This is a genomic window from Akkermansia massiliensis (assembly GCF_018847375.1).
Lineage (GTDB): Bacteria > Verrucomicrobiota > Verrucomicrobiia > Verrucomicrobiales > Akkermansiaceae > Akkermansia > Akkermansia massiliensis.
This window is the reverse complement of sequence record NZ_CP072036.1, coordinates 2,197,971-2,224,930: the sequence shown is the minus strand read 5'-3', so window position 1 is coordinate 2,224,930 and position 26,960 is coordinate 2,197,971. Positions and strand designations below refer to the sequence as shown.

Genomic DNA, 26,960 nt, shown 5'->3' with positions numbered 1-26,960 from the left:
AACTTGGTTCATTGATGCTAGCCGTTCCCCTCTGCCGCGTCCAGCAACATCTTCCACGTTCCTTCAAACAGAACCGTGCATCCCCGGAGCCGCCAACATGGAGACACATACACAACAGGCCTCCCGGGCGGCGCGCCGTTTTCCCCATTGCCGGAAGCCGAATTCCCCTCCGGTTTCCGCTGCCATTAAAAAGGAGCCGCCCTTGCGGACGGCTCCCGTTAACGAATGAATGACGGAATATCCCTTACAGGGCCGTCGGAATTTCCTTGCCCAGTTCGGACGCCTTCTTGGCGGAGCCGTCCCCGGCAATGCGTTCCAGAATCACGTCCTTGTAGCTCATGCCGCCCAGGATGATCGGCAGCACATGCACGTCGTGAGGAACCATTACGTCCAGCACGTACGCCTCCGGGGATTCAATCATGCGGGTGATGGCCGCCGGAAGTTCCTCTATGCGGAGCACGCGCTCGCACTTGACGCCGAATCCGGCGCAGATGAGCGGGTAGTTCGGGTAGATGACGTCTTCCGTCTTGTGGGTGGGGTCATAGCTGTCGTGCGGGTCCGCCAGGAAGGTCTGGGCCCGGTTGGAGTCATACTTCAGGTCTTCCCACTGCACCACCATGCCCAGGTGCTGGTTGTTCAGGATGATGCATTTGACAGGCAGGCGCTCCACGTGAATGGTAGCCAGCTCCTGAATGTTCATGAGCATGGAGCCGTCTCCGTCAATGTTCACCACCAGCTTGTCCGGACAGGCCAGGCACACGCCCATGGCGGCGGGAAGGCCGTAGCCCATGGTTCCCAGGCCGCCGGAGGTAGCCAGACGACGGGGCTTGTCGAATTTGAAGAACTGGGCGGCAAACATCTGGTGCTGGCCCACGCCCGTGCAGATGATGGGATCCTTGTCCGCCGTCTGGCGGTAGAGTTCCTCAATGACGGCCTGCGGGGAGATATAGCCCTTGCGGTCTTCATAGGAGAAGGGGTATTGCTTCTTCCAATCTTCAATCACTCCGAACCATTCCGGAGTGCGGGTAAAGCCGGAGGATTTGCGTTCCCAGCCTTGAGCGGCCAGAGCGGCGTTGAGAACCTGGAGGGCGTCCTTCACGTTCGCGCGGATGGGGTGCGCCACCTTCTTGTTCTTGTTGATCTCGCTGGCGTCAATGTCAATGTGGACGATGGTGGAGTCCGGGCAGAACATGTTGACGGCGCCGGTCACGCGGTCGTCAAACCGGGCGCCCAGGGCGATCACCAGGTCCGCTTCATTCACGGCGTTGTTCGCAAACACGGCTCCGTGCATGCCCAGCCAGCGCAGGGAAAGAGGGTGGGTCTCCGGCATGGCTCCTATGCCCATCAGGGTGGTCGCCACGGGAATCTGGGAGCGTTCCGCAAATTCCAGCAGGTCCGCGGAGGCTTCCGCGGAGATGATGCCGCCGCCGGCGTAAATGACGGGACGGCTGGCGCCTTCAATCAGCGGAATGAGTTCTTCCAGCTTTTCCGTGGGAACGGGCAGCACAGGGTTGTAGCCGGGGAGATCCATCTCCATGTCGAAGTCCGGCGCAAACACGGCTTCCTGCACGTCCTTGGGCATGTCAATCACCACCGGGCCGGGACGGCCCGTGGAGGCGATGTAAAAGGCTTCCTTGATGATGCGGGGCAGTTCTTCCGGTTCCGTCACCAGATAGCTGTGTTTCACGATGGGGGCGGTCATGCCGAACACGTCCGTCTCCTGGAAGGCGCCGCGGCCGATCAGGGAACGCATGACCTGCGCCGTAATCGCCACCAGCGGAGTGGAGTCCAGATAGGCGTCCGCAATGGAGGTGATCATGTTGGTGGCGCCGGGGCCGGAAGTGGAGATGCAGACGCCCACCTTGCCCGTGACGCGGCCGTAGCCTTCCGCGCCGAACGCGCCGCCCTGTTCGTGGCGGGGCAGGATGGTCCGGATTTTGGGCTGATGGCTCAGGGCCTGGTGAATCGGCATGCTGGCGCCGCCGGGATAGGCAAAGACGACGTCTACACCTTCACGCACGAGGCATTCCACGAGCACTTCGGCTCCTGTCATGCGGGTTTTCGTCGGGGCGGATGATGTTTTGTCGTTTGTGCTCATGTGCAAATAATATTTTATTTGTTCAATAGGAAAAAAGGTTCTAGCGCATTCCGGGCGTAATGTGAAGCCTTTTCATTAAAATGCAGGCGTGCATCCCGGGAGGAGGGGAAGGCCGGAAAGCGCCCCTCTGCGGAAGCCGCTGGAGAGGGAATCAGGCCAGGGACGCGCGGCGGACGTGCACGCAGTCCATTCCGGCGGCTGCGGCGGCCTTCATGCCGGGTTCCGCGTCTTCAAAAACCACGCAGCGGTCCGGGGATGCCCCCAGAAGTTCCGCCGCTTTCAGGAACATGTCCGGCGCAGGCTTGCCATGCTCCACTTCATCCGGCGTCAGAATCACGTCAAAAAGACCTGAAAGTCCGGCGGCGGCCAGCGTCCGGGACGCTCCCGGCATGGCGCTTCCCGTAGCGATCGCCTTGGGGGCGTCTCCCAGGGAATGCACGAATTCCACCACCTCCCGGATGGGCTGCATGCCCTCCTCTTCCAGCATTTCCAGATAAATGCGGCGCTTGTCCGCAGCGGTAGAAGCAGCATCCATGTGCATGCCGTACCGTTCGTTCAGAAAACGCACCACGTCGTTGGCGGATTTACCGCCGCAGGAATAAAATTCATCCGCCAGGAACACGCGGTCCGGCGCCCCCGCACGGGCCAGGGCCTTGCGCCATGCCTTGTAATGGAGCGGCATGCTGTCCACCAGGGTGCCGTCCAGATCAAAAATATATCCTTCATATTTTTTTTCAGGCAAATCCACGCGTTTCTTCATAACGGGGGCACAGGATGCCACAAACCCTTTTTCCGGTAAAGCCCGCAGTCTGCCCGCGCTTAGGAGGAATGCCTTAAAAAATATATCAAGAGCTTGACATTTTGTCCTGTTATTCTAATGTTTCTGCCACCTCGAAACGGAAACCGAACCTCTTTTAAAACATGGCCAATACCAAATCCGCACTCAAGCGCATCCGTCAGACAGAAACCCGCACCGCCCGCAACCGCGCTGTGTCCTCCAAGCTGAAGACCCTCCGCAAGAAGATTGCCACTGCGGTGGAAACGTCTGACAAGGAAGCCGCTGCCGTTGCCTATAACACTTTCTCCTCCGCCGTTGACAAGGCCGCCAAGGTGGGCACCATTCCCGCCAACCGCGCCGCCAACTACAAGAGCAAGGCCGCCAAGGCCATCGCAAAAATCGCCTGAGTTTTCACTTCGGTTTTCTGACGATCTTTATGGCAAGCCGCTCTGTTCTGCTGAGCGGCTTGTTTTATTTTCCCCTCCCATGCAGCAATCCCGCCTGGATAAAGCCAAACTGATTATTGACCGTCCCGGGGACTTCAAGGTTTGCGAAGCCTGCGGCTCCATCGTGTCCCTGACCACTGCCGTGTGTCCCAACTGCAACGCCTACCGTTTCGACTCCAATACGGAGTACGTCGTGGAACAGGCCGTACTGCTTGCCTCCCGGGAACAGCGTTCCGTCACCCCGGAAGACCTGGAAAATTAAGGAGTCCTGCCCGGCGCCGTTTTCCGCCGTATTCCTGTTTCTCTGTTTTCCTCTCCCGCGGGTTCGGCCACCGCTCCGTTTTCGTGAGAAAAACGGCAGATGCCTTCCCGGTGGAAGGCGTGCCCATTTCTCCGCATCCCTCCAGCTCCGGATGCGCGCCGCTACTTGCGCAATTCTGCAATGCGCAGGATAGTGGCCTCAATCAGGTTGGCCGGGCATGAAGCGCCCGCCGTAATCCCCACCTTCAGGGATTTGCCCAGATTCTGCACCACCGGTTCCGTGGTCATGCGGCGGACTTCCCGCGTTTCCGTGTCAAAGGCATCCACGTACTGGATGGATTTGATGCTTTCTGCGGATTCAATGAAATACGTGGGCACATGCTCCTTGGCGATATCCACCAGGTGCGTGGTGTTGGAACTATTGTAGCCGCCCACCACGAACATGACGTCCAGAGGGTTCTTCAACAGCTCGTACAGGGCGTCCTGGCGGTCCTGGGTAGCGCCGCAAATAGTGTCGAACACATAAAAATTATCATCGTCCCCGTCCCTCTGGACGACGGCGTCCTTCACCATCCTCTGGAGCGTCTGCGTCTCCGTCTTCAGCATGGTGGTCTGGTTGGCGATGCCCACTTCCTCCAGATCCCGGTCCGGATCGAATCCCGGGGAATAACAGCCTTCAAACCGTTTCAGGAACGCCTCGCGATCTCCGCGGCCCAGCATGTAGTCGCACAGGATGCGGGCGTCCTCCAGATCGTAAACCACCAGGTATTTCCCCTTTCCCCGTTCCCCCAGGGCCCGGGAGGCCGTGGCGCTGGTTTCCTCATGGGTGGCCTTGCCGTGAATGATGGAGGTAATCCCCATGGCGGCGTAATTCTTCACCCTTTTCCAGACCTTCATCACGTCCCCGCAGGTCGTGTCCACAATCTGCACGCCCTTTTCCTCCAGCGCATCCATGAAGGGAGTGGGCACGCCGAACGCGGGAATAATCACCACGTCGTCCGCGGCAATCCGGTCATAGGAGGAATCAAGCTGCTTCCAGGGAAGCTTCTGAATGCCCATTTCCTCCAGCTGCCGGTTTACCTCCGGATTGTGGATGATGTCCCCGATCAGGAAAATCCGCCGGTCCGGGAACACCCTGCGGGCCGCATACGCTATGTCTATGGCGCGGCGCACGCCGTTGCAGAATCCAAACTCCCTCGCCAGGAAAAATTCCGTGTGGCCCAGGTTGTACACGTTGCCCGCAGACCGGATATGGGAAATCAATTCACTCTGGTAATGCTGCTGGATTTCCTTCTCCACCTGTTCCATCACCTCGGCTCGTCTCACATTCACTCTGGCTTTGCGGGTTGAGTCCTGATTCATGCTCACAGCTTCCACACTTTCCTTCTTTCGTCAAGACAATCACAGCTTGCCAACCGGGGCTTTTCACGGTATGCACAGGCGCATGCTCCTGGCCCTGGCCCCCATGAAAGATGTGACGGATCTGGCTTTCCTCAAGACGTTGAAGGACTTGAATTCACTGCCGGATTATTTCATCACGGAGTATTTCAGAACGGTGGCCCATCATAAAAAGATGTCGCCATACATCCTGCGCTCCATTGATGAAAATCCCACGGGGCGCCCCATTTACGGCCAGCTCGTGGGCCATGAGCCGGAGTATCTGGCGAGGGACGCGCTGGCCCTGATGGAGCACGACTGCGCGGGGGTGGACCTGAACATGGGCTGCCCCGCCCCGATGGTGTGCAGGAGAAACGCCGGAGGGGGCATGCTGCGCTCCCTGAAGGCCATGGACGCGGCCCTGGGCGCGCTCCGGGACGTTCTTCCCGCCGGGGCCTTCACCGTCAAATGCCGCCTGGGATACGAGAATCCGGACGAGTTTGAACGCATTCTCCCCGTGATTGCCGCCCACACCCCGGACAGGGTGTGCATCCACGCCCGCACCGTACGGGAAGGCTACCGCTCCCCGGTGCATCCGGAATGGGTAAAATGGGCCGTGGAAGCGCTGGACTGTCCGGTGGTCGCCAACGGCAACATTGTAGATGCGGCCACGGCGGACGCGTGGGTGCGGCTGGCCCGGCCCGCAGGCCTGATGATCGGGCGCGCGGCCCTGCGCAATCCATGGATATTTTCCCAGCTTTACGACCGTTTCCAGGGTAGAGTCCCTGCTTCCCCCACCTTCCGGGACGTGCTGCATTACATCCGCCGCCTCCATGAGCGCACGCTGGAAATGCAGGAGCGTTATGTGGAGGAAAAACACATCCACCGCATGAAAAAATACCTGGTTTACACCGCGCGCGGGCTTCCGGATTCCTTTGACCATTACATGAAAAGGGCGAAAACCTCCCGCGATTTCATGCGCATTTGCGAGGATATCCTGGACAATGACGCCCCGTTTGCCCCCACGCCGCCGGAAGACACGCACCTGTTCGCCCATTTCCATGCCCTACTTGCGCAAGAGGAAGCTTGTCTCCCTCCCGGAATTCAGGTATGAATTCCCGTGTTCATGAATCCGCTGCCTTCCGCCCTTCTCCTGGGCCTGACCGCCGCTCTCTGCGCCGCCCATGACGCCATTCCGGACGGAGTGGAATTCCTGCGCGCCTACATGCCCGCGCAGGACAGGGAAACGATTACGGAAGAACGGCTGGACCGGGAAGTCCGCCTGGCGCTGGACGCCCGCAGCCAGTTCCCCTGGGCCGGCAAGGTTCCGTGGGAGCTTTATGAAAACAACGTGCTCCCCTATGCCGTGGTCAACGAGCCGCGCGACGAATGGCGGGAACAGTTCCACAACCTCTTTGCGCCGCTGGTTTCCGCATGCAAGACGGGCCGGGAAGCCGCCCTCACGATTGCCTCCTGCATCCAGAAAACCCTGAATGTGCGCTATTCCACGGAAAGAAGGATTCCCCACCAGGGGGTGAAGGAATCCCTGCAATCCGGCAAGGTTTCCTGCACGGGCCAGAGCATCCTGCTCGTCTGCGCGCTCCGCTCCGTGGGCATTCCGGCCCGCATGGCCGGCGTCCTTACCTGGAACCATGTGCGCGGCAACCACAACTGGGTGGAAGCCTGGTGTGACGGGGAATGGAAAATGCTGGAGTACAACGAGAAGGATTTCAACACCCCGTGGGTGATGTCCGCCATCAGCATGCTGGACCCCCGCAAGCCGGAGAACGCCATTTACGCCACCTCCTGGAAGAAGGAGGGCGCCGGAGAGTTCTTCCCGCTGATCTGGGAAGCCCGCTACGACGAAAAACGGCGCGCGCTGACCTTCCCTCCGGAAAGCCGGACCGTCCCCGCCGTCAGGATCACGGACCGTTATATGAAACTGGCGTCGGACTGGGTGGCGGCACAGCCGGAGTACCTGCCGGGCAGCAGGCTGATGCTGGATATCAGGGATGGGAAGGAAGGCAGCGGCAGAAGACTGCCCCTGCGCGTCGTTCTCAAGTCGGAAGAAGGGAAAGTCCTGGCGGAAGGCACCACCCCCGGCCCATCCGACGACATGAGGAAGTTTCTGGAAGTGCGCCTGCCGGACACCGTCTCCCGCGGCATTCTGGAATTCATGCTGCCCGACGGAACAGTGCGCCATGAACCCGTGGCCCATACGGAAGCCCCGGTGCAGATTTTGAATTTCTCCGTGACCGCTCCATGAGGATTCCCCTGTTTTTCAATAATACGGCGCGCAGCGCCAGGACCGACCGCTTCCGCCGCTGGCTGGACGGCCACCGGGATCTTTTTGACGTCGTTGAGCCGGAAAGCAGGGAAGACATGCTGCGCCACCTGGCCGCCCGGGCGGATTCCGGAACTCCCGTCGTGGCCGTGGCGGGCGGGGACGGCACGCTGGGCGTGGCGGCCAGGGCCCTCTGCAATACGGAAACGGCACTGGCCCCCTTCCCCGCGGGAACCATGAACGTCTTCTCCCGTGAAATAGGTATCCGGCAGGATTTTGACCACGCCCTGCATGTTCTGAATGCGGGACGTCCCAGGGACGTGGACCTGTTCGCCTTCAACGGGCAGCCCTTTCTCCAGATGGCGGGCATAGGCGCGGACGCCCGTGCCGTGGAACTGACCACGTGGGAAATGAAAAAGAAATGGAAGGCCTTCGCCTACGTCATTGCCGGCGCCCGGGTTTGCACGGAGCGGCAGCCCCGGCTGACCCTGTCCACGGATGACGGGCGGGTGGTGGCAGGCCGTTCCATCCTCTTCGGCAACGGGCGCAGGTACGGCGGACCGCTGAATTTCTTTGCGGAAGCGGATAATGACGACGGTCTTCTGGACGCCGTGGTTTTCAAACATTCCATTCCCTCCATCATCGGGGAATGCCTGATGGCCGCCGTCCACGGAGGCTTCCATTCCCGGCGGAACGGCTCCTTTGAATATATCCGGATGACGGGGGGAACCGTCATTTCCGCCGGACAGGCCGCCTGTGAACTGGACGGCGATTATATGGGCAACGCCCCGGTCCGCATCACGCGCCACGGTACGCTGAAGGTACTCGCCCCCTGAAGCGGAGCCGCAAAAGGCTTCCTTCAACAGGCCGCCCCTGCGCGCCTTAACTGAGCAGAAAACGGGTAAACGTATCCAGCATGCAGGAAAGATGGACGGTGTGGACCTCCGGAAGCCCGGTGAAGGCCAGTACAATGGCGGCATCCATCAGGGCCGCGACGCCAATCCATTTGACCATCGCCGGAAGCGGGGAGGCGGAAGGTTCGTAAAAGCTCCAATCTTCCTTCACAAAGGAGAAATCCTCCCCTGAATCAAAACGGCGGAATTGTTCCTCCAATTCCTCAACCGGCATTTCATGGGGGCAGACGTAGCCATGGGCGTCATCCCCCACCTCGCAATAATAAAGGCCGTTACCCACCGGAACGGACTGCATGTGCATTCCGTCCCCGCCAACAAGGGAGATATGGGCTTTATGAGAAGAGTTCCCGTAGCGGAGGAACAATTCATCCAAGCTGCCGCACGTTTCTCCGTTAAACAGATAACGAGGGGAGGCTGTCATTTTCTTATTTATAAAAATGAGGCACCGGAACACAAGAATTTTTGACAGGAGAGATGGCGCATCCCTGTCATACCCGCGGAAACAGCGCAAAAAGACCGTACCGGCAAGCGGTACGGCCTGAAACAAAGGGGAAATTTTCCCGGAGGGAATGCTACATGCCCATGATCTGATAGCCGCCGTCCACGTAAATCACCTGTCCGGTGATCGCGGCTGCGCCGTCGCTGGCCAGGAAGACGCCGGTAGCGCCCAGTTCCTCGCCCGTGCAGGAACGGCCCAGGGGGGCATGTTCCTCATACACCTTGAACATGGTGTTAAAGCCGGAAACGCCGCGTGCCGCAAGCGTCTGCATGGGGCCCGCGCTGATGCAGTTGACGCGGATGCCGCGGGCGCGGCCCAGATCATACGCCAGATAACGGGTGCAGGCTTCCAGGGCGGCCTTGGAAACGCCCATCAGGTTGTAGTTCGGCACCACCTTTTCGGAACCCAGGTAGGACATCGCCAGAATGCTGCCGTTGTCGGACATCATGGGCTCCACGGCGCGGGAAAGGGCCACCAGGGAGTAGGCGGAGATATCCAGGGAAATCTTGAACGCCTCGCGTCCCGTATCCAGGAAACTGCCGCCAAGGGCTTCCTTCGGGGCAAAAGCCACGGAATGCAGCATGCAATCCACCTTGTCCGTGTGTTCCCGGACTTTTTCAAAGAATGCATTGATGGATTCATCATTGCTGACATCCAGATCGTAAACGGGGACGTCTTCGCCGAAGTTTTCATGGACCAGCTTGAGCACGCCGTCCTTGAGGCGTTCGCCCTGATAATTGAAGATGAGCTTTGCGCCCGCTTCATGCCATGCCTTGGCAATTGCGAACGCGATGCTGCGCTTGTTCGCCACGCCGATTACGACACCAACTTTGCCTTCGAGTAATTTACTTGACATAATGGTAAGTGAATACTGCCCTACTTTCCTTCATTTGACAAGAAAAACGGACGTCACGGCGCTCCGTCAGGCTCCCGTCTGCTGGCGGCAGGCCTTGACCGTGTTAGCCATCAGCATGGCGATGGTCATCGGCCCCACGCCGCCGGGCACGGGGGTAATGGCCCGGCACTTGGGCGCCACTTCATCATAGGCCACGTCTCCAACAATCCGGTAGCCGCGCTTGGCGGAGGCATCTTCCACGCGGTTGATGCCCACGTCCACCACCACGGCGCCGTCCTTCACAAAATCAGCCGTCACGAATGCGGGCCTGCCTATCGCCGCCACGATGATGTCTGCTGAACGGCAAAGCTCCGGCAGGTTCTTCGTGCGGGAGTGGGCCACCGTAACGGTGGCGTTCGCCTGCTTGGACATCAGAAGATGGGCCATCGGCTTGCCCACGATCATGCTGCGGCCGATGACCACGGCATTCGCGCCCGCCGTTTCAATGCCGGCCGCCTGCAACAGCCTCATGCAGCCCAGCGGGGTACAGGGCACAAAACCGGTTTCATCCTCCAGCACCAGCTTGGCGACGTTCTCCGGGTGGAAGCCGTCCACATCCTTGGCGGGGTCTATTTCCAGGACCACGGCCGCCTCGTCGATATGGGGGGGAGGCGGGCTCTGCACCAGAATGCCGTGGATGGAGGGGTCCGCATTCAAGTCACGGACGACCTGGAGCAGTTCTTCCTGGGAGGCATCCGCGGAGAGAACGATTTTACGGGAGTTCATTCCCAGCTCCGCACATTTTTTCACCTTGGAATTCACATACACCTGGGAGGCGGGGTCCTCCCCCACCAGAACCACGGCCAGGCCGGGCGTTATTCCCTGTTCCCTGAGCCGGGCAATGTCCTTTCCAACCTCTTCCAGCACCTGGGAGGCTACCTGTTTTCCGTCGATGATTTGCATAATAATGATTGATTAAGTGGCGGGAAGTCCGGAAGCCCCTCGCTCAGCAGCCCGGCCAGAAGGCGGGCGTAGTCCGCTACCTGCTCATCCGTTGCGTCCGGAGGAATGAACAGGCGCTTTTTCCATAGAATGTTCACGTTGGAACACGGCTTGGGAATGGCGTAGCGGTCCCAGGCCTTGTTCAGCCTCCAGCAGCTTTCATATTCGATGCACACGGGAACGATGGGAAGCCCGGACTGGGAGGCCATCTTGATGATGCCGTGGTGCACCTGGTAAATGGGGCCCTGCGGACCGTCCGGGGTGAGGCAGAAGCAGACGTCCCCCTCCTGCACCTTCCTCATCATTTCCATGTAGGCCAGGGCTCCCCGCCGTCCGGAGGAACCGCGGACGGAATCCAGGCCGAAGTGTTTGCATACGGCCTCCACCAGGGCACCGTCCTTGCTGGCGCTGGTGAGCACGCACATCTTGAGCGGCTTCTGGGCCAGGGACCAGGCATAGCCGGGCACCGTCGTGCGGTTGTGCCAGAGGGCCACCAGGAAGGGCGCCGTGTAGACGTCGTCGTGCTCCTCCTTGATGGAGCGGATATTCAGGCTCATGCAGATGGGCTGGAGCAAGGACCACAGGCCGAAGCCGGCCAGCTTGGTCCACCAGCGGGAACGCTTTTCGGACGTTTTTCGGACAATGGGGTTGAGCAGCAACATGAATTCTCGGCAATATCACATGAATCCGTCCACCGTAATGCGGGCGGGCGGGGTACTTGACGGAGCGGGAAGAGCCGTTCCGCGGGAGGGGGCAGTCCCCATTCCCGGACGGTCCGCGCGCGGCTCCACTTCCTGGAGCATGCCGGCGGAGTTGTCCTGCGGGGATGCCGGCGTACCGGAAATTTTCACGGGGAGAATGATTTCATGCCCCTCCTGCGTAACGCCGGACGGCAGGCGTCGGCTATCCACCATGTAGGAGGGGATTTTAAAGACCAGCTCTCCCGTCACGGCGGAACCGTTGCTGTACAGAACCCCGGTCACTCCCAGGAAGCCCTGCTCAAACAGGGAAATCTCTTTCAGGGAGGCGGAACGGTCCGTTCCGTCGCTTTCCAGCAGAAAGGAGCCGGACGTAAAGACTGGGGAAGAGTAAGGCAGCCTTATTTCCGTGTTCCGGGCGGTCATGGCCGCCAGCAGGCGCAGGACGGGCAGCCTGAGCATGGTCGCCTTGATGACGGAACCGCTGTACCCTTTTACGGAGGGCCTTTTCTGTTCGTCCATCACGGGCAGCGCAAAGTCCAGCTTCAATTCATGCTTTTCATCCACTTCCTGTTCCCCCATCTGTACCTTGAGGAAGGAAGCGAAGTCATCCCCCACCAGGGAGAGGAGGTCAAAATTCCTGCCCGTCAGGGTCCAGGCCTGGTGGCGGAAATCCGTACCCAGGAGGAAATTCCCCGTAATCATGAAGGGGCTGAGGTCCGTAGGCTTGTTGAGCAGGCGCCCCTTGTCCAGAAAACCGGAGAAGGTGAGCTGCTTGACGCCGTTTCCGTTTAAAATGATGGAGCCGGAGTCGACGCCCATCAGAGGCCAGCCCTTGATTTTCAGCTTTTGCTGTGACAGGTCCAGCACGTATTCCGGTTCCGTACCGTTTCCGGACGTGCGGATGTAGGCTTCCGCCGTCATGTAGAAGGGGCCGTCATTCCGTTCCAGGGTAAATTCCTCCGTCTTGTGGGCGTAACCTACCTCCAGGCGCGGAGAGGTGTACCGCCGGAAGACGAACGGGAGTTCCCGCTTCGTCTGCGGCACGGCAAATTTGGAGAATCCGGGGCGCAGGCCAATCGTGACCTTGGCCATGTTCAGGCTTTCCCCCTTGATTTTTCCCATGAACAGGGACGTGGCGGAGATTTCTCCGGAAACGCCTTCCATCATTACAAAAGACAGGCAGGAATCCTGCGGGAAAGTGACCTTGATGCGGGCGGCCTTCATGGAAAGGCCGTCCATCGCCATGCCGGAGGCTTCCACCTTCCCGCCCCAGGCGGCGGAGAGGTCCGATTGCAGCCGCCCGGCGAATTCCTCCGTATTGAAGGAAGTCAGGCGGTACATGTACGTTCCCGCCAGGGCGCCCACAACCAGCAGGACCAGGATGCAGAGGCCAATGAGGAAACGCTTGTTTTTCAGCACGGCCTGCTTGGCGTCCCCGTGGTCGTCATTGTAGGTCCGCCGGCGTTTTTCCACACGGATGACCTTGCTGCCGTCCGGGCGCACCACTACTTCCCTCTTTCGCTCCACGCCCTGGGAATCCGAGGCATGCAGCTGGCGCATGATATTGTCCGCCCCCTGGGAGGAAGAAGAGGACTCAGGATCGGAATCACTGTTCTTCAATAGTCTTAATCCGGTTAAAGGTTACTGGGCATTGCTGAGGGCGGGAAGAGGCGCGAGCCCTGCCGGAGCTTCCTCATCCGGAACGGCGGTGCCCGGCGTGTAGAGCTGCTTGCCGCCCGGGTCCACCACTTCCGCCTTCACCATGATGATGATGGCCTTGCGCTCTTCCTTGGATCCCTTGGAGCGGAAAAGGCGGCCCACCCAGGGAATATCCCCCAGAATGGGGATTTTATCCTCATACGTGATGGAGGTGGATTTTTTCAAGGCGCCGATGACGAGCGTGCTGCCGGTGGCAATGCGTACCGGAGCGGTCAGGCGGCGCGTGGAGAATACGGGCTGGAGAATGAAGTTGTCGGAAGCTTTCACCATGACGATGTCTTCCTTCGCATTTTTCTCCTGGGAGGCCACGGGGACGAAGAGCGGCGTACCGTAGTTGATGAAGCCGTCAAAGTCCACGATTTCCGGCACTACGGTCATTTCCACGATGGATTTGTCATCGCTGATGCCGGTTACCTCCACGTTGAATACCGTGCCGAGCTGCCTGGTTTCATAGGCGGATGGGTGGGCGGGCGTGATGGGCATGACCGGCAGGCGGTCTCCGCCATCGTCGTCATAGTCGCCCCAGTCGTCTCCGTTATTGTTGTTGCCCGTGCTGTTGGGAACTTCGGGCGGATCGTATTCCGTGGGGTAAATCAGTTCCTTGCCGCTGAAGAAGGTGGCTTTTTCCCCTGGGCGCACAATCACGGAAGGATGCTGCATGATGTCCGTGCCTTTCTTCTGGCTCAGGCCGCGCATGATCATCGTGATGTCCGCCTGGCTCCACATGCCGCGCATGGTGACGATGCTGGGCGCACCGCCGGGAACGTAGGCCACGCCGGTGCTTCTGGCGGAGGAACCGCGCTCAATCATGCCGTCAATGCTGTCTTCCGTAAAAACCTGGTTGCCGGACCTCAGTCCACCCACCACCCCTGCCGGGACGGCGGCTCCGACCACGCTGGCGGCGCTGTCCAGCACGGTGTTGTTGTAGTCATTCTTGTTGGTGCCCGCACCGCCCATGAACCACTTGGAGGGGTCCAGGTTCAGGTTCACGATCCAGTTGAAGCCCAATTCTTCCAGGTCCGTTTGATTAACTTCCAGGAACGTCGCGCTGACAACCACCTGCAGGGGCTGTTCCGCCGTCTTGGACGCCACCAGCTCCTCCAGCATGCTCAAGTCCTTGGGCGTGCCGTGGAAAAGGAGGGTGGAGTTGCCCGAGTTGTATTTGATGAAGCTGCCTTCCGGGAATTTCACGCCCAGGGAGGCCAGGGCCTTCTGCGGGTCCACCCGTTTCAGGGTCATGCCGGAAGAACCGGCATCCCCGGAACCGAAGGGATCGGCATTTTCCGAATCGGAGGATTCCGACAGGCCGGAGAAGAAGCCCGGAGGAAGGGCAATGGCCTTGGTCACCATGTAGGAGGTGCCGTCAGAACTGGATACCAGCTCCGCGCCAAAGGCGTTCGTGCGCAGAATGAGGCCGGAAGCGCGCGCCACGTATTCCAGGGCGTCGCGGAGCGGCACGTTTTGAAGATTAAGCGTAATTCTCTTGCCGGCGGTCTCCTTGGCGGAAACGCTGTCCGCAGGACCGGGGTCCACGGAAATATTCACGCCGCGCTCCGCCGTCGTCATGGCCGTTGTATCATGCGTCCTGGCCAGGCTGCGCAGATAGTCCACGGCTTCCTGCACCGTTGCGCCGTCCAGCTGCACGCGGGGCAGACGGATCATGCCCAGCTTCTGGTCCACATTCACCACCGGATTGTCCAGCGGCTGGGAGAAGGAAGCGGGTTCCTCCGGCGTTTCCGTCAGGGGAACGGGCATCTCCCACAGCTTGGAGACGTCCGCCAGGGCACTGCTCCGGGTTTCATCCCTGGCAGCGTCAAAGTAGGCGGTTCTGGCGCGGTTGACCAGCTCCATGCCGCGCCGCGCCGCCGTGTTGTAAGGGTCCGTCTGGAGGACGGAGGTAAATTCCTTCAGGGCCGCATCATACTGGCCCAGTTCATAATAGCCGTAAGCCAGGCGGAGCAGGCGGTTGACTTCCTCCACGTTCTTGACGTGTTCCGGGGATAGGGCCGGATTCGTGCGAACCGGGTCCCGGGCTATTTCCAGCGTGCGCTTGGCCAGGGCATGGCCCGGCGTAGCTTTCAAGGCATCTTCCAGCAGCTTGACGGCCTCGTCGTAACGCCCCACCTTGATGTATTCCTGCGCCACGGCCACGCTGGCGTCCGCAATGCTGGTTTCCAGAAAACGGCGCCGCTTCTCCATGTTGGGGGACTTGGGCAGCGCGGTCAGGCTCCTGCGGTAATTGTCCAGGGCTTCCTGGTACTTGCCCTCGGAATACAGCTGACGCGCCTGCCCCAGCAGCAGCATGGAAGCCTGGGCCTGCTCTTCCATCCGGGCCGCAGTCCGGCGGGCGGCCCCTGCTCCTTCCTGGGCCAGCCCCTGGCCGGCTCCAATACCGGCAACGGCAAGCGCCAGGGCAATTTGCTGAATGGCAGACATGGAGTGAGGGAAACGTCTAGTCATAGGAATTTCCGGGACTATACCGAATTAAAAACCGCCCGTCATTATAAAAACGCCCAGCAGAGCAAAAAATATCGGAAAGGGCAGCCGCACCCCTCCGGAGGGAATGCCCCTTTAAACGGCAGAGAGTTCCAGCACGCCCACATGCCCCGGTTTCAGGGGATGGGGAAGCCCGCGTTCCATCAGTTCCTTCCGGTCAAAAACCCGGTCTTCCCCCTCTCCGGCCATCAGGTTCCTGACACGCACGCGGTCCGTCTGGATGCCGCACCAGCCGAAGGCGTGCTGGGGAATGGAAATGCGGAGGTTGTAGAAGTTGATCTCCGGGGAAAGGTTCCCCACCACCAGCACGGTGGCCCTGGAACGGGCATCATGCCGGAGCATGGCGTACACCCAGTGGCCGGAGGTGTCTTCCGCAGGTTCCCTGCCAAAGGTGGTGTTTTTCATGTTGGCCCAGTTCAGGCCGTAAAAATCCCCGCGGTCAAGCGCCGGATGCTGCATCAGGGGAAGCAGCCGCTGATGAAAGTTCCTCAGCTCCGCGGAATCCTCCGGCAGCAGAGAGGCGTCAAACCGTCCGTCCGCCACCCAGGGCTGGAGCTGGGGCAGGCAGGTGTAGTCAAAAATGCTGGTGCGGCCGTCATGGCCGCCGTAGCCGCCGGGACTCTCCCCCCGCTCCCCTACTTCCTGCCCGTTGTACACCAGCACGGGACCGCGGCCGGACGCGTACACCAGCGTCATGATCGCCGGAAGGATGATGCGGCCCACCCCGCCCCAGGAGAGCGGGGAGCACACGCGCGTTTCATCATGGTTTTCCACGTAGCGGACGCCGTTGGCCATGTATTTGGGGTCGCTCCGGAAAAGGCGGTCGAAGTCGTTTGCCCAGTTTTTTTCCGTGTACACATGGAGCGCCAGGCGGTAGCAGGCCGAATCGTAAACGGCATTGAACCCGGATTCCAGCAGCGCGGCGCAGGGATCGCCGGGGGTGGTTTTCATGTGGTCATTGTACGCTTCCGCCATGAAAAACACGTCCGGCAGGCGGACGCGGGAGCGGGAGATGGCCCATTTCCAGAAGGCCATGGGAATCATGTGGGCCATGTCGCACCTGAAACCGCCGATGCCCAGGCCCTGCCAGAAGGAAAGGATGTCGTCCATGATGCGCCAGGTCTTGGGCACGCGCTGCTTGGGGCTCGTCCAGTCCGGCAGCAGGCGGAGGGCCGGCAGTCCGGCCAGGAAGTTATAGCCGTAGTTGAGTTTGACCGTTTCATACCAGTCATATCTGGTGGGGTTCCACGTAACGGCATTGTTGCCCGTGACGCGGCCGAAGGTCATTTCCCCTTCAAACAGGCCGTCCGGCAGATGCAGGGGGGGGCCGTCCCCCGGGCTGTTGGAGGTCAGGTAAAAGTACCCCTGCTCCGGAGAGAAAAACGTATGGTGGTCGTCCCCTTCTCCAAAATCGTCATGCCCGTCCCAGTCCGCCAGGTACGCGCGGGAAACATGGTTGGGGATAAAGTCGATCAACGGCACCAGCCCCACCGTTCGGCAGCGTTTCACGAGTGCCTTGAATTCCTCCATTCTTTTTTCCGGCGTGGAGGCCAGGTCCGGGTCCACGTCAAAATAATCCACTACCGCATAGGGACTGCCGGCCAGGCCTTTTACGATGGATTCCGGCTGGGCGGGCAGCTCGGGATAGGCCGTCTGCGTGGCGTGCCTCAGCACCCCGGTCAGCCAGATGTGGGTAAAGCCCATCCGGGCTATTTCCCTCAGGGCCTTGTCCGTCACACCGTTAAAGGTGCCGCACCCGTTCGTCTCCCGGGTCCCCCAGTCCACCCCATGGGTTTCCATGTTGGAGAAATGGCGGACAAACAGTTGATAAATGACCGGGCGCATGAACTGAAAGGATGAGGTCTTGCGGCCTATAATGCTAACTTTTCCAGGTACTCTGCAAGTGTATTCTGTTCCACCGGGGCAATTTGCCCCAGCATCAGCAGGGCCTCCTTCCTGGTCCGGAGCGTTCCTTCCAACTGGAGCTCCTGCAAACGGGACAGCCATTTCCTGAAATCGGGACCGGGGGGCAGCCCCAGGTCCAGCAGATCGCGCCCGGTCACCAGGGGCGGAGGCACCAGGGGTGCGTCCCGGTAGGAATCCATGGCGTCCCGGACAAACTGCCAGTTGTCCATCAATCCGTTGGAGGAAAGGCAGTCCAGGCGGTGAAGCTCCAGCTCGTCGCTGAAATGCGGAGCGCTCATGAACATCCGCAGGGTGGACTTCTTCATCTGCTGCACGTTCATGAAGCGCATGTGGCGCTCCACCATGGCGCACACCGCATCAATCACGGCATTGGAATATTTCAGTCTCCTTAAAATGTCCCGCGCCATGGAGGCGCCCTCCTTGTCATGACCGGAAAAACGGATGCGCCCCGTTTCATCCACCTGGCGGCAGGGAGGTTTTCCGACATCATGCAGCAGCACGCCCAGGGCCAGCTCCAGAGACACGGGGGCGCCGTCCTTCCCCAGCGCGTCCAGCATCATCAGCGTATGGGCGTACACGTCCCCCTCCGGGTGCCACTGGGGAGGCTGCGTGCAGCCGATCATGCCGTATACCTCCGGAATAACATGCTTCATCAGTCCCGTTTCCACCAGCATTTCCACGCCCCGTTTCCTTCCTGGAGACAATAGAATCCGGTCCAGTTCCTCCCGGATGCGCTCCGGCGCGATGCGGGCCAGCAGCGGGGCGTTCCTGCAAATGGCGGCATAAGTTTCCGCTTCCACCCGCACTTCCCTGGTAACGGCGAAACGGACGGCGCGCATCAGCCGGAGGGAGTCCTCCTCAAAACGGCGGTCCGGCTCCCCGATGCACCTCAGCACGCGGACCCGGATGTCCTCCACGCCGCCCACATAATCCACCACATAACCCGGAGGAACGGAAAACGGATCTTCAAAGAGGCCGTTCATGGTAAAATCACGGCGCCGGGCGTCCTCCTCCGCATCCGTGAAGCAGACGGATTCCGGGCGCCTGCCGTCCCTGTAGCTGCCGTCCCTGCGGAACGTAGCCACTTCAAAGGAGAAACCGCCACGGCGCACCAGCACCACGCCGAAGGCGGCGCCCACTTCCCAGGCGTCCGGGAACAGGCGCAGCACCTCGTCCGGACGGGCGGAGGTGGCAATGTCAATGTCCTTCACGGGATATCCCAGCAGCCTGTCCCGGACGCAGCCTCCCACAAAATACACCGTGTGCCCCGCTCCGGCCAGCACGCGCGCCACAGCCTCCGCGGCCTTTCTCAATGGAATATTTTCCATGGAACAGGCTATTCGGGCATGGGCCGCAGGGGGGGAGCGGAAAGAGAAGAGGGCTGCTCCACACCGGAGGAAGCAGGCGGGGCCGCTGGCCGGAGCGCGGCAGGCTGCGGAACGGAGGGAATGCGCGTATCCGGAGAGTTGATCCTGGCCGGCAGCGGAGCCGGCTTCACGGCGGCGGGGGCGGCCGGGGCCTTTTTCTCGTCCGCCTTTCCATTCTTTTTCCCTTCCAGCTTGCCCATGACCGCGTACAGATTCGCGTCAAACAGCATGTCCGGCGTGCCGCGCATCAGGATTTTCCCCGCAGGGTCCAGCAGATATACCCGAGGCGTGAGCATCACGCGGTAATCCTTGAACGCCGCCGCCTTTTCATCCACCAGGGAGGGAGTATCCATCTCCAAATTCAGCAGGGCCTTTTTCACGTCCTCACTGTTTCCGGGGGCCACCGGCATGACCGTCAGGCCCGGAAATTCCTTCCGTAGGGAAACGGCCTTTTGCAAAAACTGGACAGAGCGCACATCCCGGGGATCCCAGAAAACCAGCAGCACGGGCTTGTCCCCGGAGGGGACCGTCACTTCCGCGCCCGTGGCGGTGGAAGGCAGGCTTATTTTGGGCCCAGTCTGTCCAATGTTGAGATTGCGTATTTCATACAGCTCTTCCTTCACCAGATTCCGGACCGGAACGGGACCGAAGCTGGAATCATAGCATTTGATGATGGCGTCTTTCAGCAGCTTTCCGCGTGCCGCCACCAGCCTGACGTCATCCTGGAGCATTCCCGTCGTTTCCTTCATCACCATGGCCAGCCCCAGGGCGGACAGCCCCTGGTCTTCCGGAAACTGGTTGTAATCCTTGATTTGTTCCAGAATAACGCGGCAACGCAGGTCGCGGGAGTTGCTCAACGCATACGCCGCCTTTCCCGCTCCCTTTTCCCGGAACAGGGTATTTTCCAGGGAGTCCAGGCAAAGCACGACAATTTTCCTGGCAACGTCTCCGTTGGGGAAAGCCTGCGCCACGGCCTGGGGATGGTCCAGAAACCAAATGACAGCCGGGAGAAGGTAGGGTTTTTGAGTCTCGGGCTTTTGAAGGTCCCTCCCCACCTGCCTCCACAATTCCTGCGCCACCGGAATGGCATTCGGACGGCTCTCCATCAGTTCCGCTCTTTTTTCATCGCTTTCAGCCGTTTTGAATGCGGATTCCCAGTCGGACTGCCTCATTTGCCAGTCCGCCAGCGCATTCTTCATGCCAGCCTCGTCCGCCGGAGCCCATCCAAGCAGGCTGCATGCACCGGCTATCACGCAAAACGCTCTCTTCATACCCTGCCACTATGCCCTGATGCGTCCCGCTCGTCAATCAAACCCCGCGGCAAAACGCCTCCTATTCTTCCTTCCCCGCTTCCTTCCAGCCGTTTACGGCGCGGAACGCGCCATCCGGAGACGAACAAACCCCGGCGAATCCCTTCGCCGGGGCTGCTGTTCAACTAACTACCTATGAAGACGGTTGAGTCCTTAAGTGGATGAAGTGCTCTCTCTTTCACTGCATCCGGATCATAACCGTTATGGGTGAGACAGCCGGGCGGGAAATATGTTCAAACATTCCTTCTTTTGTATGACACAAGGTCCGCCCCCCTCCTGCGGGGGCAAAAAAGCGGCTGCGGAATTCCTTCCGCAGCCGCTCCAACTAACTACCTATGAAATCAGGGTCGTTCCTGGTGATTCGGAAGGCTCTCGTTCCTTCCTTATCGAACACCCCTGTTCATTCAGCATACTTGCATGAACCAAACGCTCAAGATTTTTCTTTCCTTTTCATGCAAAAAGCCCGGTTCCCCGCCGCCTTACGCCGCCACGAAGTTCCGTTCGTCATTAGTCAGGGCCCGCACCTGCACGGCCATGAACCTCATTTCATTAAGCATGTTCAGATAAAGGAGGGAGGAACGGGTGCGCGTCTGGTTGCGCTGGGCGCGCTTGATCTGGCGCTTGGTGGCCTTTGCCACCAGTTGAAGGAGCTGTTCCTGGGCCACCATGGTATAGTCGAACTGGATGTACGTTCCCGTCTGGAGCATCTTGCAGTATTCATCCAGAAGCTTCATGAGAGCGGTATGCACCTCCTTCAAGTCGTCCACCTGGTCAATCGTGAACGGCGTGTGGTTGTTGTCCACATACGTGAAGATGGACTCGGAAAACTGCGCCAAGCTCTGCGTGGCTTCGTTCAAATGCTCCAGGGCCTGCACGAAGTGGTAGCCCATGTCCAGGGAACGGGACTGCATCTTGTACAGGATGGGGAGAATGTCATACTTGTGGTGCTCGCTGCTGGTCAGGGCCAGGCGTTCCGCGGCGTCCGCCAGCTCTTTCAGGGCCTTCCGGTCCCCCTGGAAGAAGTTTTCCACGGTGTCATTGTAGATTTCCCGCAGCTTGAGCGTGCTGTCCACGACCTGGTGGCTGCACACGTCCAGAATGTTTTCCTCCGTAATCTGGTCAAAACGCTCTACGGAAAGCTTGTTCTCCCGCTTGCGGTGCATGATGGTGGATTTCACCAGGATGACGACCACCAGGGCCAGCAGCCCGAAGATGGCGTACACCTGCCCGTAGTGCAGGACGGTCGCCATGACGGCGGCCAGCGTGAAGGCGGCCAGGCCGGTCATGAACCAGCCGGAGATTACGGTCAGTACGCCGGTCACGCGGTAAACCGCGCTTTCCCTGCCCCACGCCTTGTCCGCCAGGGAGGAACCCATGGCTACCATGAACGTCACGTATGTGGTGGAAAGGGGGAGCTGCTTGCCCGTGGCCCACGCGATCAGCAGGGAAGCCACCGTCAGGTTCACCGTGGCGCGGATCAGGTCAAAGGCCACGCGGTCTTTGGGATTCAGTGGCTGCGGGGCAGCATCCCACTGGTGGTTCATGCGCACCAGCATGCGGGCGGGGATAAGCTTTTTCACCCCGCGCCCCAGCGCGATGGCGCTGCGCACGATGGCGCGGGCGGGGGGAACGGAGCCGAAACGTTCAATGCCTCCTTCACCCTGCCGGGAAAGCTCCACGCCGGTGGCGATCACCGTCTTCGCCTTCTTGGAGAACCACAGCGCAAAAATCATCATGCATCCGGCGGCAAAAAGAATGTAATGGTTCACCGGAGCGCCCTGCCCGGGCATCAGGCATTCCATGGCGGTGATGGAGGAGGCGGAGCCGCCGGCCTCCACTACGCCCGTGGCGTACTGGAAGGAATCCAGGCCGCCCATGAACACGCCGATGAAGTTCACGAGGTCGTTGCCCGCAAAGGCCAGGGCCAGGGAGAAGGTGCCGGCCAGCACGGTCAGGCGCAGGATGTTCGTCATGAACAGGTGCTGGAGCAGGAACATGAGCACGGAAAAACCGCCGAAGGCCACCAGCAGGGCCATGCCCAGGTTCTGGTCAATGTATTGAATGAAGGAAGGCTCCATCAGAGTGGATTCCTTCAAGCCCTTGAACACGGCAAAGTAGGCCACCGCCGTCATGGCGATGCCGCACCAGAAGCAGCCGAACCACTTGAAGCGGGACTGGTATTTGAACGTAAACGCCAGGCGGGAAACCCACATGACGATGGTGCCCACCGTGAAGGCGATGGCTACGGAAAGGAGAATGCCGGTGACGATTTCAAACGCCTTGTCCGTATTGATGAAGTCCCACACGGACTGCGTCATGTGAAGCTTGGAAATCTTGAACAGGGCCGTCGCCACGGCGGAGCCCAGAATGCCGAACACCAGGGAAACGGTGGTGGACGTGGGAAGGCCGAAGGTATTGAAGGTATCCAGGAGTATCACCTCGCTGATCATCACCCCCAGGAAGAGTAGCATCACTTCGTGGTAACTGAACATGTTCGGGTGAAAAATACCGTTGCGGGCCACCTCCATCATGCCGCCGGAGAAGCAGGCGCCCACCAGCACGCCGATGGAAGCCACGGTCAGGATCACCCGCACGGGGGCGGCCTTGGAACCAATGGCGGAGTTGAGGAAGTTGACGGCGTCATTCGCTACGCCGTTGATCAGGTCAAATGCCGCCAGAAGCAGCAGGGCTACGATGATAATCCAGTAAATTGAGTCCATAACTGTCTCTTGTGAATGGTGGGCGGAGGGCGTCCGCGAGCTGCACCACCGCCTCTTTACACGGAAACGGACGATTTTGCTACTGTTTTGTTACAGAAAAATCCTTTCGCCTTCTCAACGGGAACGGGGGAGGAAATCCAGCTCTTCAGGATCGGGCCAGCGGTGCCGTGGATAGCGCCCCGCCAGGTCTTTTTTCATCTGGCCGTAGCCGTTCCGCCAGAAGCTTTCCAGGGAACCCGTCACCTGCCAAGGCCTCTGGCTGGGGGCCAATACCTCCACCTTCACGGTCACGGAGCCGTTGGCAATGCGCGGAGACTCCGCCACGCCGAACAGCCGCTGCACCGTAAGGCCGATCACAGGCGTGGAATCCTCCCCGTACCTCACTTTCGCGTGCTGGCCGTTGGTCAGCGTGAGGCTCACCGGAGCGTAATCGTCCAGCGCCTTCGCCTGCCAGCCGGAGAGCCAGTCCCGGAGCACGGGAATGATCTCCCGCTCCTTGATGTCCTTGTAGCCCACGGCCCCCTCGCAAACCAGGGAGATGGCTACCAGCTTGTCTTCCTCTGAAAAACGGGGGAGTTCCAGTTCCGGCATCCAGACGCTTAAACCGTTCAGGCGGCGTATCCACTGCTCCACGGCGGCGTCCCATTTCACCAGCTTCAAGGTTCCGTCCACCACCCTTTCCGCCAGAATGGGGGCGGCCAGCTCCGGCGGAGCGTCCCCGCGGTCCCGGTCTTCCAGCACCAGGTCTTCATACATCAGTCTCCGGTGCAGGCGCACGCGGCGCAGCACGGCGTCAAAGACGGCCGCCTCCCCGCCGGAAAAACGCTCCGGCCAGACGGCGCGCAGCTCCTCCGGGTCAATGAGCGTACAGCGGCCCACACGGGTTTCCACCGCCTTTCCGGACAACTCCGCCACCTCCGCCGCCACAAAATGCTCCCCGTGGAACGCCACGCTGCCTTCCGCCAGCCTGCCCCCCACGCCGCCGGCCATGCGGCACGTGTTGGCGGCCACTCCGTTCCGGACGCCCACATGGTCCGCAAAGCTCTCCATCATGGCGCGGACCACGGCAGGCCGCGCCGCCGTGAAATCCGGCTCCGGCATTTCCCGGGATTTCCCCCGGCTGCCGATGGACAAAAGCTGCCGGTACGCCATCCACACTTCCCGCGCCCCGCGGGCGGAAATGCCCCAGCGGGTGCACGCCCCCGCCTCAAACCCGGCGTCCACAGCCTTTTCCACCGCGCGCCACTCCGCCTGAAAATCCGTATAGTCCGCAGAATCGCGCAGGTTGTCGTTCAAGCCGCCCTTCATCGCTACGCCCTCCCCCTGCATCAGGGCCGCAATGGCGGCAAGCTCCACCACGCACTGTTCATCCTGCCCGGCCGCCATCAGGCGCGCCAGCCGCGGCGGCAGAGGAAAAGCGGTCATCCTTCTTCCCACGTCCGTCAGGCTCCCGTCCGCCTCCGTAGCTCCCAGGGCGGCCAGCAGATTCACGGCCCGCTGCATCACCAGGGGGTCCGGCGCATCCAGCCAGCGGAACCCTTCCGGCGCGGTTATGCCCCACGCGGCCAGATTCAGCACGGCCCCCGCCAGATCCACCCGGAAACATTCGGGCGGATCAAAATCCGCCTTCCGCGCCTGCTCCGCCTCACTCCACAACCGGAAGCAGCGGCCCGGAGCCACGCGTCCGGCACGGCCCGCGCGCTGGGCGGCGGACGCCTTGGAAATCTTCGTCAGGTGCAGCGTATCCATGCCCCTGTAGGGGTCCCAGCCGGACCGGCGCACCAGACCGGAATCAATCACCGTGCGCACCCCCTCAATCGTCAGGGAGGTTTCCGCTACATTGGTGGAAACGATGACGCGGGGATTTTTCCCCTGCTCCACGGCGCGATTCTGCTGTTCCGGGGTCAACGCTCCGTAAAGAGGAAAAACGTCCCGGCCGCCCATCCACGGCCTGCCTGCCAGCAACTCCGCCGTTTTCCGGATTTCATACACGCCCGGCATGAATACCAGCACGTCCCCGCAGCCGTCATCCTTCACCGCCTCCTTCACGGCGTCCGCCGCCTGCTCCCATACCGGAGGAGGGGATACCCTGCCGCGACCGTCGCTGACCAGCCGGGGAGCCCGGTAAACGGTTTCTACGGGATACTGCCTTCCGTGCGCCTCCAGCACCCGGCAGGAGGCGCCCATGTAATCCCGCAGGCCGGATATTTCCAGCGTGGCGGACATTACCGCCACGGCCATGTCCGGGCGCGGGCCTTCCTGCAAGTCCAATATGCGCCCCAGGGACAAATCCCCGGAGAGGCTCCGTTCGTGAAACTCATCAAACACCACGGCGCTCACCCCTTCCAGGGCGGGCCGCTCCGTCAGCCAGCGTTCCAGCATGCCGTCCGTCACGTACGCAATGCGGGTGCGGGGGGAAATGTGCCGTTCAAAGCGCACCACATACCCCACTTCCTTCCCCAGCTCCACTCCGCGCAGCCGGGCCACGTGGCGCGCCAGCAGGCGCGCGGCCATCCGGCGGGGCTGAACGACGACGATCAGGCCGCGTTCCCCCAGCCCGGCGTCATCCATCATGGGGGGAACGCCGGTAGACTTGCCGGAGCCCGTGGGCGCTTTCAGCAGGATGCGCGGAGAGGGGGCTTGCAGCGCGTCCAGCAATTCTCCGCGGATTTCCTCAATGGGAAGGGAGGGGGAATCCATACCGGGTTACAGGGGAATCCGTTCATGCCCGGGCCGTTCAACCGATGCAGGCCAGCAGGAACCAGAAGAACGGCACGGTAAAGGAAGGACTGTCAATCAAATCAAAAATGCCGCCTATCCCCGGCAGCAGGGAGCCGGAATCCTTGATGGCCAGGCTGCGCTTCACCAGGGAGCCCGCCAGGTCCCCGTAAACGGACAGCAGGAAAATGAAGGAGACGCAGCCCACCAGCACCAGCATCTGGGACATGGACAGGACGGAGACCCTGAACATCGGGAAAACCAGCCCGATGGCCGCCGCATTCGTCAGCACCCAGGAACCGAGGATGCCCTCCCACGTCTTCTTGGGGCTGATGTGGGGAATGAGCCTGCGTGAAAAAATGCGGCCTCCCAGCAGGAACCCGCTGACATAGGCAAAAATGTCCGCCATCTTCGTCACCAGAATGACCCATAGCACGCACATGACGATGGACGGATAAACATACCCCACCCTCATATAGGCCAGATGCAGGGCCAGAATGGCAAAGGCGAACAGCCAGCCGGGATAAATGAAGGAAAGCAGCGTGGTCCCGACGGAACGGAGCGCCCGGCTTCCCACCACCGGATACTTCATTTCACGGATAAAGGAAATCACGACCAGAAGGACCGGGGCGGCAAGCGCCACCAGAAGAGGAAGGGGAATCAGGAACGGGGCATTCTCCGTAGGGGCGATTTCCCGGAACTTGGTCACGTAGCACGCCCAGGACAGCAGCACGGGATACGCCGCGCCGAAAAGAAAGCTCAGGTTCGGCTGGGAGGCTTTTCTGGAACGCAGCAGCATGTGCCTCCATTCCCAGGAGGCCAGGATGCAGAAGATGCAGACCAGCCCGTAATACCCAAGTTCACGGTCCCACCACAGGGCCCCCGCCAGCAAACCCAGCAGAACCACGGTGCTGAATGAACGCTGCAGCAGAACGCCCATTTTGCTTCTGGAAGGCTTCTTGTCCTGGTTCGGTGTTCTCATCATCACGCGAAGTGTACAGAAAACCTCCGTGACCTCAATCCTGAAATGCTCCCTTCCCCGCGGCGCCCATACTGGAAACATCCGCTCCCCGTCCGGCCCTCCCCCGCCGCTGACAAGGAAGGAATGCCTTCCCCGCTCCGGAAGAAATGCGGCGGCGGAAAAAGAAAAAGGCTGCCGTCAAGCGGGCGGCGCTACGGCGCACGGGAAAAAGCCTCCGGAAACCGTGTTCTCCTTCCTGTACGGCCCCAATATGACAAATGCCGGACTTCCGCACAGAATTTCAAACTTTATGGTGTATTTGTCCACTAATGAATTTGCCTCTTTCTTCCTCTCTCCCGCGCCCTGCACCCGCAGGGGATTGCAACCCCGCCGGATGCCGTTCTTTCCGGACGGACGGGGGTTCTTCCGCCCTCCGGCAGTCCCTTTCCCCTTTCCGGAAACCCGGCGCGTAAAATAGCGTCATGTGGACGTTTTATAAGATAGACAATCACCTACAAATCAGTAACACTCACATCCCAGCACTAGCT

The 26,960-nt window shown here is 60.6% G+C and carries 20 protein-coding genes; 5 read left to right on the top strand and 15 right to left on the bottom strand.

Annotation, left to right across the window (positions count from 1 at the left end; genetic code table 11):
* Nucleotides 1-244: 244 nt before the first annotated feature.
* Both ilvB and J5W70_RS09275 read right to left on the bottom strand, forming a co-directional pair.
* Nucleotides 245-2,053: a biosynthetic-type acetolactate synthase large subunit gene (ilvB, locus tag J5W70_RS09280; protein ID WP_251827843.1), complete on the bottom strand. Its 1,809-nt coding sequence runs from the start codon at nt 2,051-2,053 to the stop codon at nt 245-247.
* A 196-nt stretch (nt 2,054-2,249) separates the two neighbouring features.
* Nucleotides 2,250-2,858, bottom strand: coding sequence for an HAD family hydrolase (locus J5W70_RS09275; RefSeq protein WP_022396708.1), 609 nt, complete (start codon nt 2,856-2,858; stop codon nt 2,250-2,252).
* A 161-nt stretch (nt 2,859-3,019) separates the two neighbouring features.
* On the opposite strand from J5W70_RS09275, the gene rpsT reads away from it, so the two are divergent.
* Together rpsT and J5W70_RS09265 are read left to right on the top strand one after the other, a co-directional pair.
* Nucleotides 3,020-3,283: a 30S ribosomal protein S20 gene (gene rpsT, locus J5W70_RS09270; protein ID WP_022396707.1), complete on the top strand. Its 264-nt coding sequence runs from the start codon at nt 3,020-3,022 to the stop codon at nt 3,281-3,283.
* Between the two features lie 79 nt (nt 3,284-3,362).
* On the top strand, nt 3,363-3,584 hold the full coding sequence (locus J5W70_RS09265; RefSeq protein ID WP_022396706.1) for a hypothetical protein: 222 nt from the start codon (nt 3,363-3,365) through the stop codon (nt 3,582-3,584).
* A 161-nt stretch (nt 3,585-3,745) separates the two neighbouring features.
* Here the strand turns inward: J5W70_RS09265 and J5W70_RS09260 are convergent, their stop codons facing one another.
* On the bottom strand, nt 3,746-4,945 hold the full coding sequence (locus J5W70_RS09260; protein WP_022396705.1) for a 4-hydroxy-3-methylbut-2-enyl diphosphate reductase: 1,200 nt from the start codon (nt 4,943-4,945) through the stop codon (nt 3,746-3,748).
* A 70-nt stretch (nt 4,946-5,015) separates the two neighbouring features.
* Between J5W70_RS09260 and J5W70_RS09255 the strand changes: the two genes are divergently transcribed.
* Genes J5W70_RS09255 through J5W70_RS09245 form a run of 3 tightly spaced genes read left to right on the top strand, consistent with a single transcriptional unit; the run spans nt 5,016 to nt 8,080 of the window.
* Nucleotides 5,016-6,074 (top strand): tRNA dihydrouridine synthase, encoded by a 1,059-nt coding sequence (locus tag J5W70_RS09255; RefSeq protein ID WP_022396704.1) that lies wholly within the window; start codon nt 5,016-5,018, stop codon nt 6,072-6,074.
* A gap of 12 nt (nt 6,075-6,086) precedes the next feature.
* Entirely contained in the window at nt 6,087-7,226 is a 1,140-nt protein-coding gene (locus J5W70_RS09250) for a transglutaminase-like domain-containing protein (RefSeq protein WP_022396703.1), read from the top strand.
* On the top strand, nt 7,223-8,080 hold the full coding sequence (locus J5W70_RS09245; protein WP_022396702.1) for a diacylglycerol/lipid kinase family protein: 858 nt from the start codon (nt 7,223-7,225) through the stop codon (nt 8,078-8,080). Before J5W70_RS09250 ends, J5W70_RS09245 begins: the two co-directional genes overlap by 4 nt.
* A gap of 46 nt (nt 8,081-8,126) precedes the next feature.
* Here J5W70_RS09245 and J5W70_RS09240 read toward each other — a convergent pair whose 3' ends face one another.
* From J5W70_RS09240 to J5W70_RS09185, 12 genes are all read right to left on the bottom strand, one after another.
* On the bottom strand, nt 8,127-8,459 hold the full coding sequence (locus tag J5W70_RS09240; RefSeq protein WP_146017737.1) for a hypothetical protein: 333 nt from the start codon (nt 8,457-8,459) through the stop codon (nt 8,127-8,129).
* A 271-nt stretch (nt 8,460-8,730) separates the two neighbouring features.
* Nucleotides 8,731-9,513 carry an enoyl-ACP reductase FabI gene (locus J5W70_RS09235; RefSeq protein WP_022396700.1) on the bottom strand — a complete coding sequence of 261 codons (783 nt, stop codon included), beginning with the start codon at nt 9,511-9,513 and terminating at the stop codon, nt 8,731-8,733.
* A gap of 66 nt (nt 9,514-9,579) precedes the next feature.
* Nucleotides 9,580-10,455, bottom strand: a complete 876-nt coding sequence (gene folD, locus J5W70_RS09230) for a bifunctional methylenetetrahydrofolate dehydrogenase/methenyltetrahydrofolate cyclohydrolase FolD (RefSeq protein WP_022396699.1) — start codon at nt 10,453-10,455, stop codon at nt 9,580-9,582.
* Nucleotides 10,428-11,156, bottom strand: coding sequence for a lysophospholipid acyltransferase family protein (locus J5W70_RS09225; protein ID WP_022396698.1), 729 nt, complete (start codon nt 11,154-11,156; stop codon nt 10,428-10,430). Before J5W70_RS09225 ends, folD begins: the two co-directional genes overlap by 28 nt.
* 15 nt (nt 11,157-11,171) lie before the next feature.
* Nucleotides 11,172-12,815, bottom strand: a complete 1,644-nt coding sequence (locus tag J5W70_RS09220) for a hypothetical protein (protein WP_102722805.1) — start codon at nt 12,813-12,815, stop codon at nt 11,172-11,174.
* 21 nt (nt 12,816-12,836) lie between these two features.
* Nucleotides 12,837-15,350, bottom strand: a complete 2,514-nt coding sequence (locus J5W70_RS09215; RefSeq protein WP_022396696.1) for an Amuc_1098 family type IV pilus outer membrane protein — start codon at nt 15,348-15,350, stop codon at nt 12,837-12,839.
* Between the two features lie 135 nt (nt 15,351-15,485).
* On the bottom strand, nt 15,486-17,255 hold the full coding sequence (locus J5W70_RS09210) for an alpha-amylase family glycosyl hydrolase (RefSeq protein WP_022396695.1): 1,770 nt from the start codon (nt 17,253-17,255) through the stop codon (nt 15,486-15,488).
* Nucleotides 17,256-17,281: 26 nt separating this feature from the next.
* A complete protein-coding gene (locus J5W70_RS09205; protein WP_022396694.1) occupies nt 17,282-18,664 on the bottom strand; it encodes a CCA tRNA nucleotidyltransferase in 1,383 nt (460 codons plus the stop codon).
* An 8-nt stretch (nt 18,665-18,672) separates the two neighbouring features.
* The gene (locus tag J5W70_RS09200) at nt 18,673-19,974 is read right to left on the bottom strand and encodes a TlpA family protein disulfide reductase (RefSeq protein ID WP_102731130.1); all 1,302 of its coding nucleotides are present in this window, start codon (nt 19,972-19,974) and stop codon (nt 18,673-18,675) included.
* 518 nt (nt 19,975-20,492) lie between these two features.
* Complete coding sequence (locus J5W70_RS09195) at nt 20,493-22,733, bottom strand: inorganic phosphate transporter (protein ID WP_022396692.1); 2,241 nt, start codon at nt 22,731-22,733, stop codon at nt 20,493-20,495.
* A 114-nt stretch (nt 22,734-22,847) separates the two neighbouring features.
* Nucleotides 22,848-25,433: an ATP-dependent helicase HrpB gene (hrpB, locus tag J5W70_RS09190; RefSeq protein WP_022396691.1), complete on the bottom strand. Its 2,586-nt coding sequence runs from the start codon at nt 25,431-25,433 to the stop codon at nt 22,848-22,850.
* 37 nt (nt 25,434-25,470) lie between these two features.
* Nucleotides 25,471-26,436: a phosphatidate cytidylyltransferase gene (locus J5W70_RS09185; RefSeq protein WP_022396690.1), complete on the bottom strand. Its 966-nt coding sequence runs from the start codon at nt 26,434-26,436 to the stop codon at nt 25,471-25,473.
* Nucleotides 26,437-26,960 lie beyond the last annotated feature (524 nt).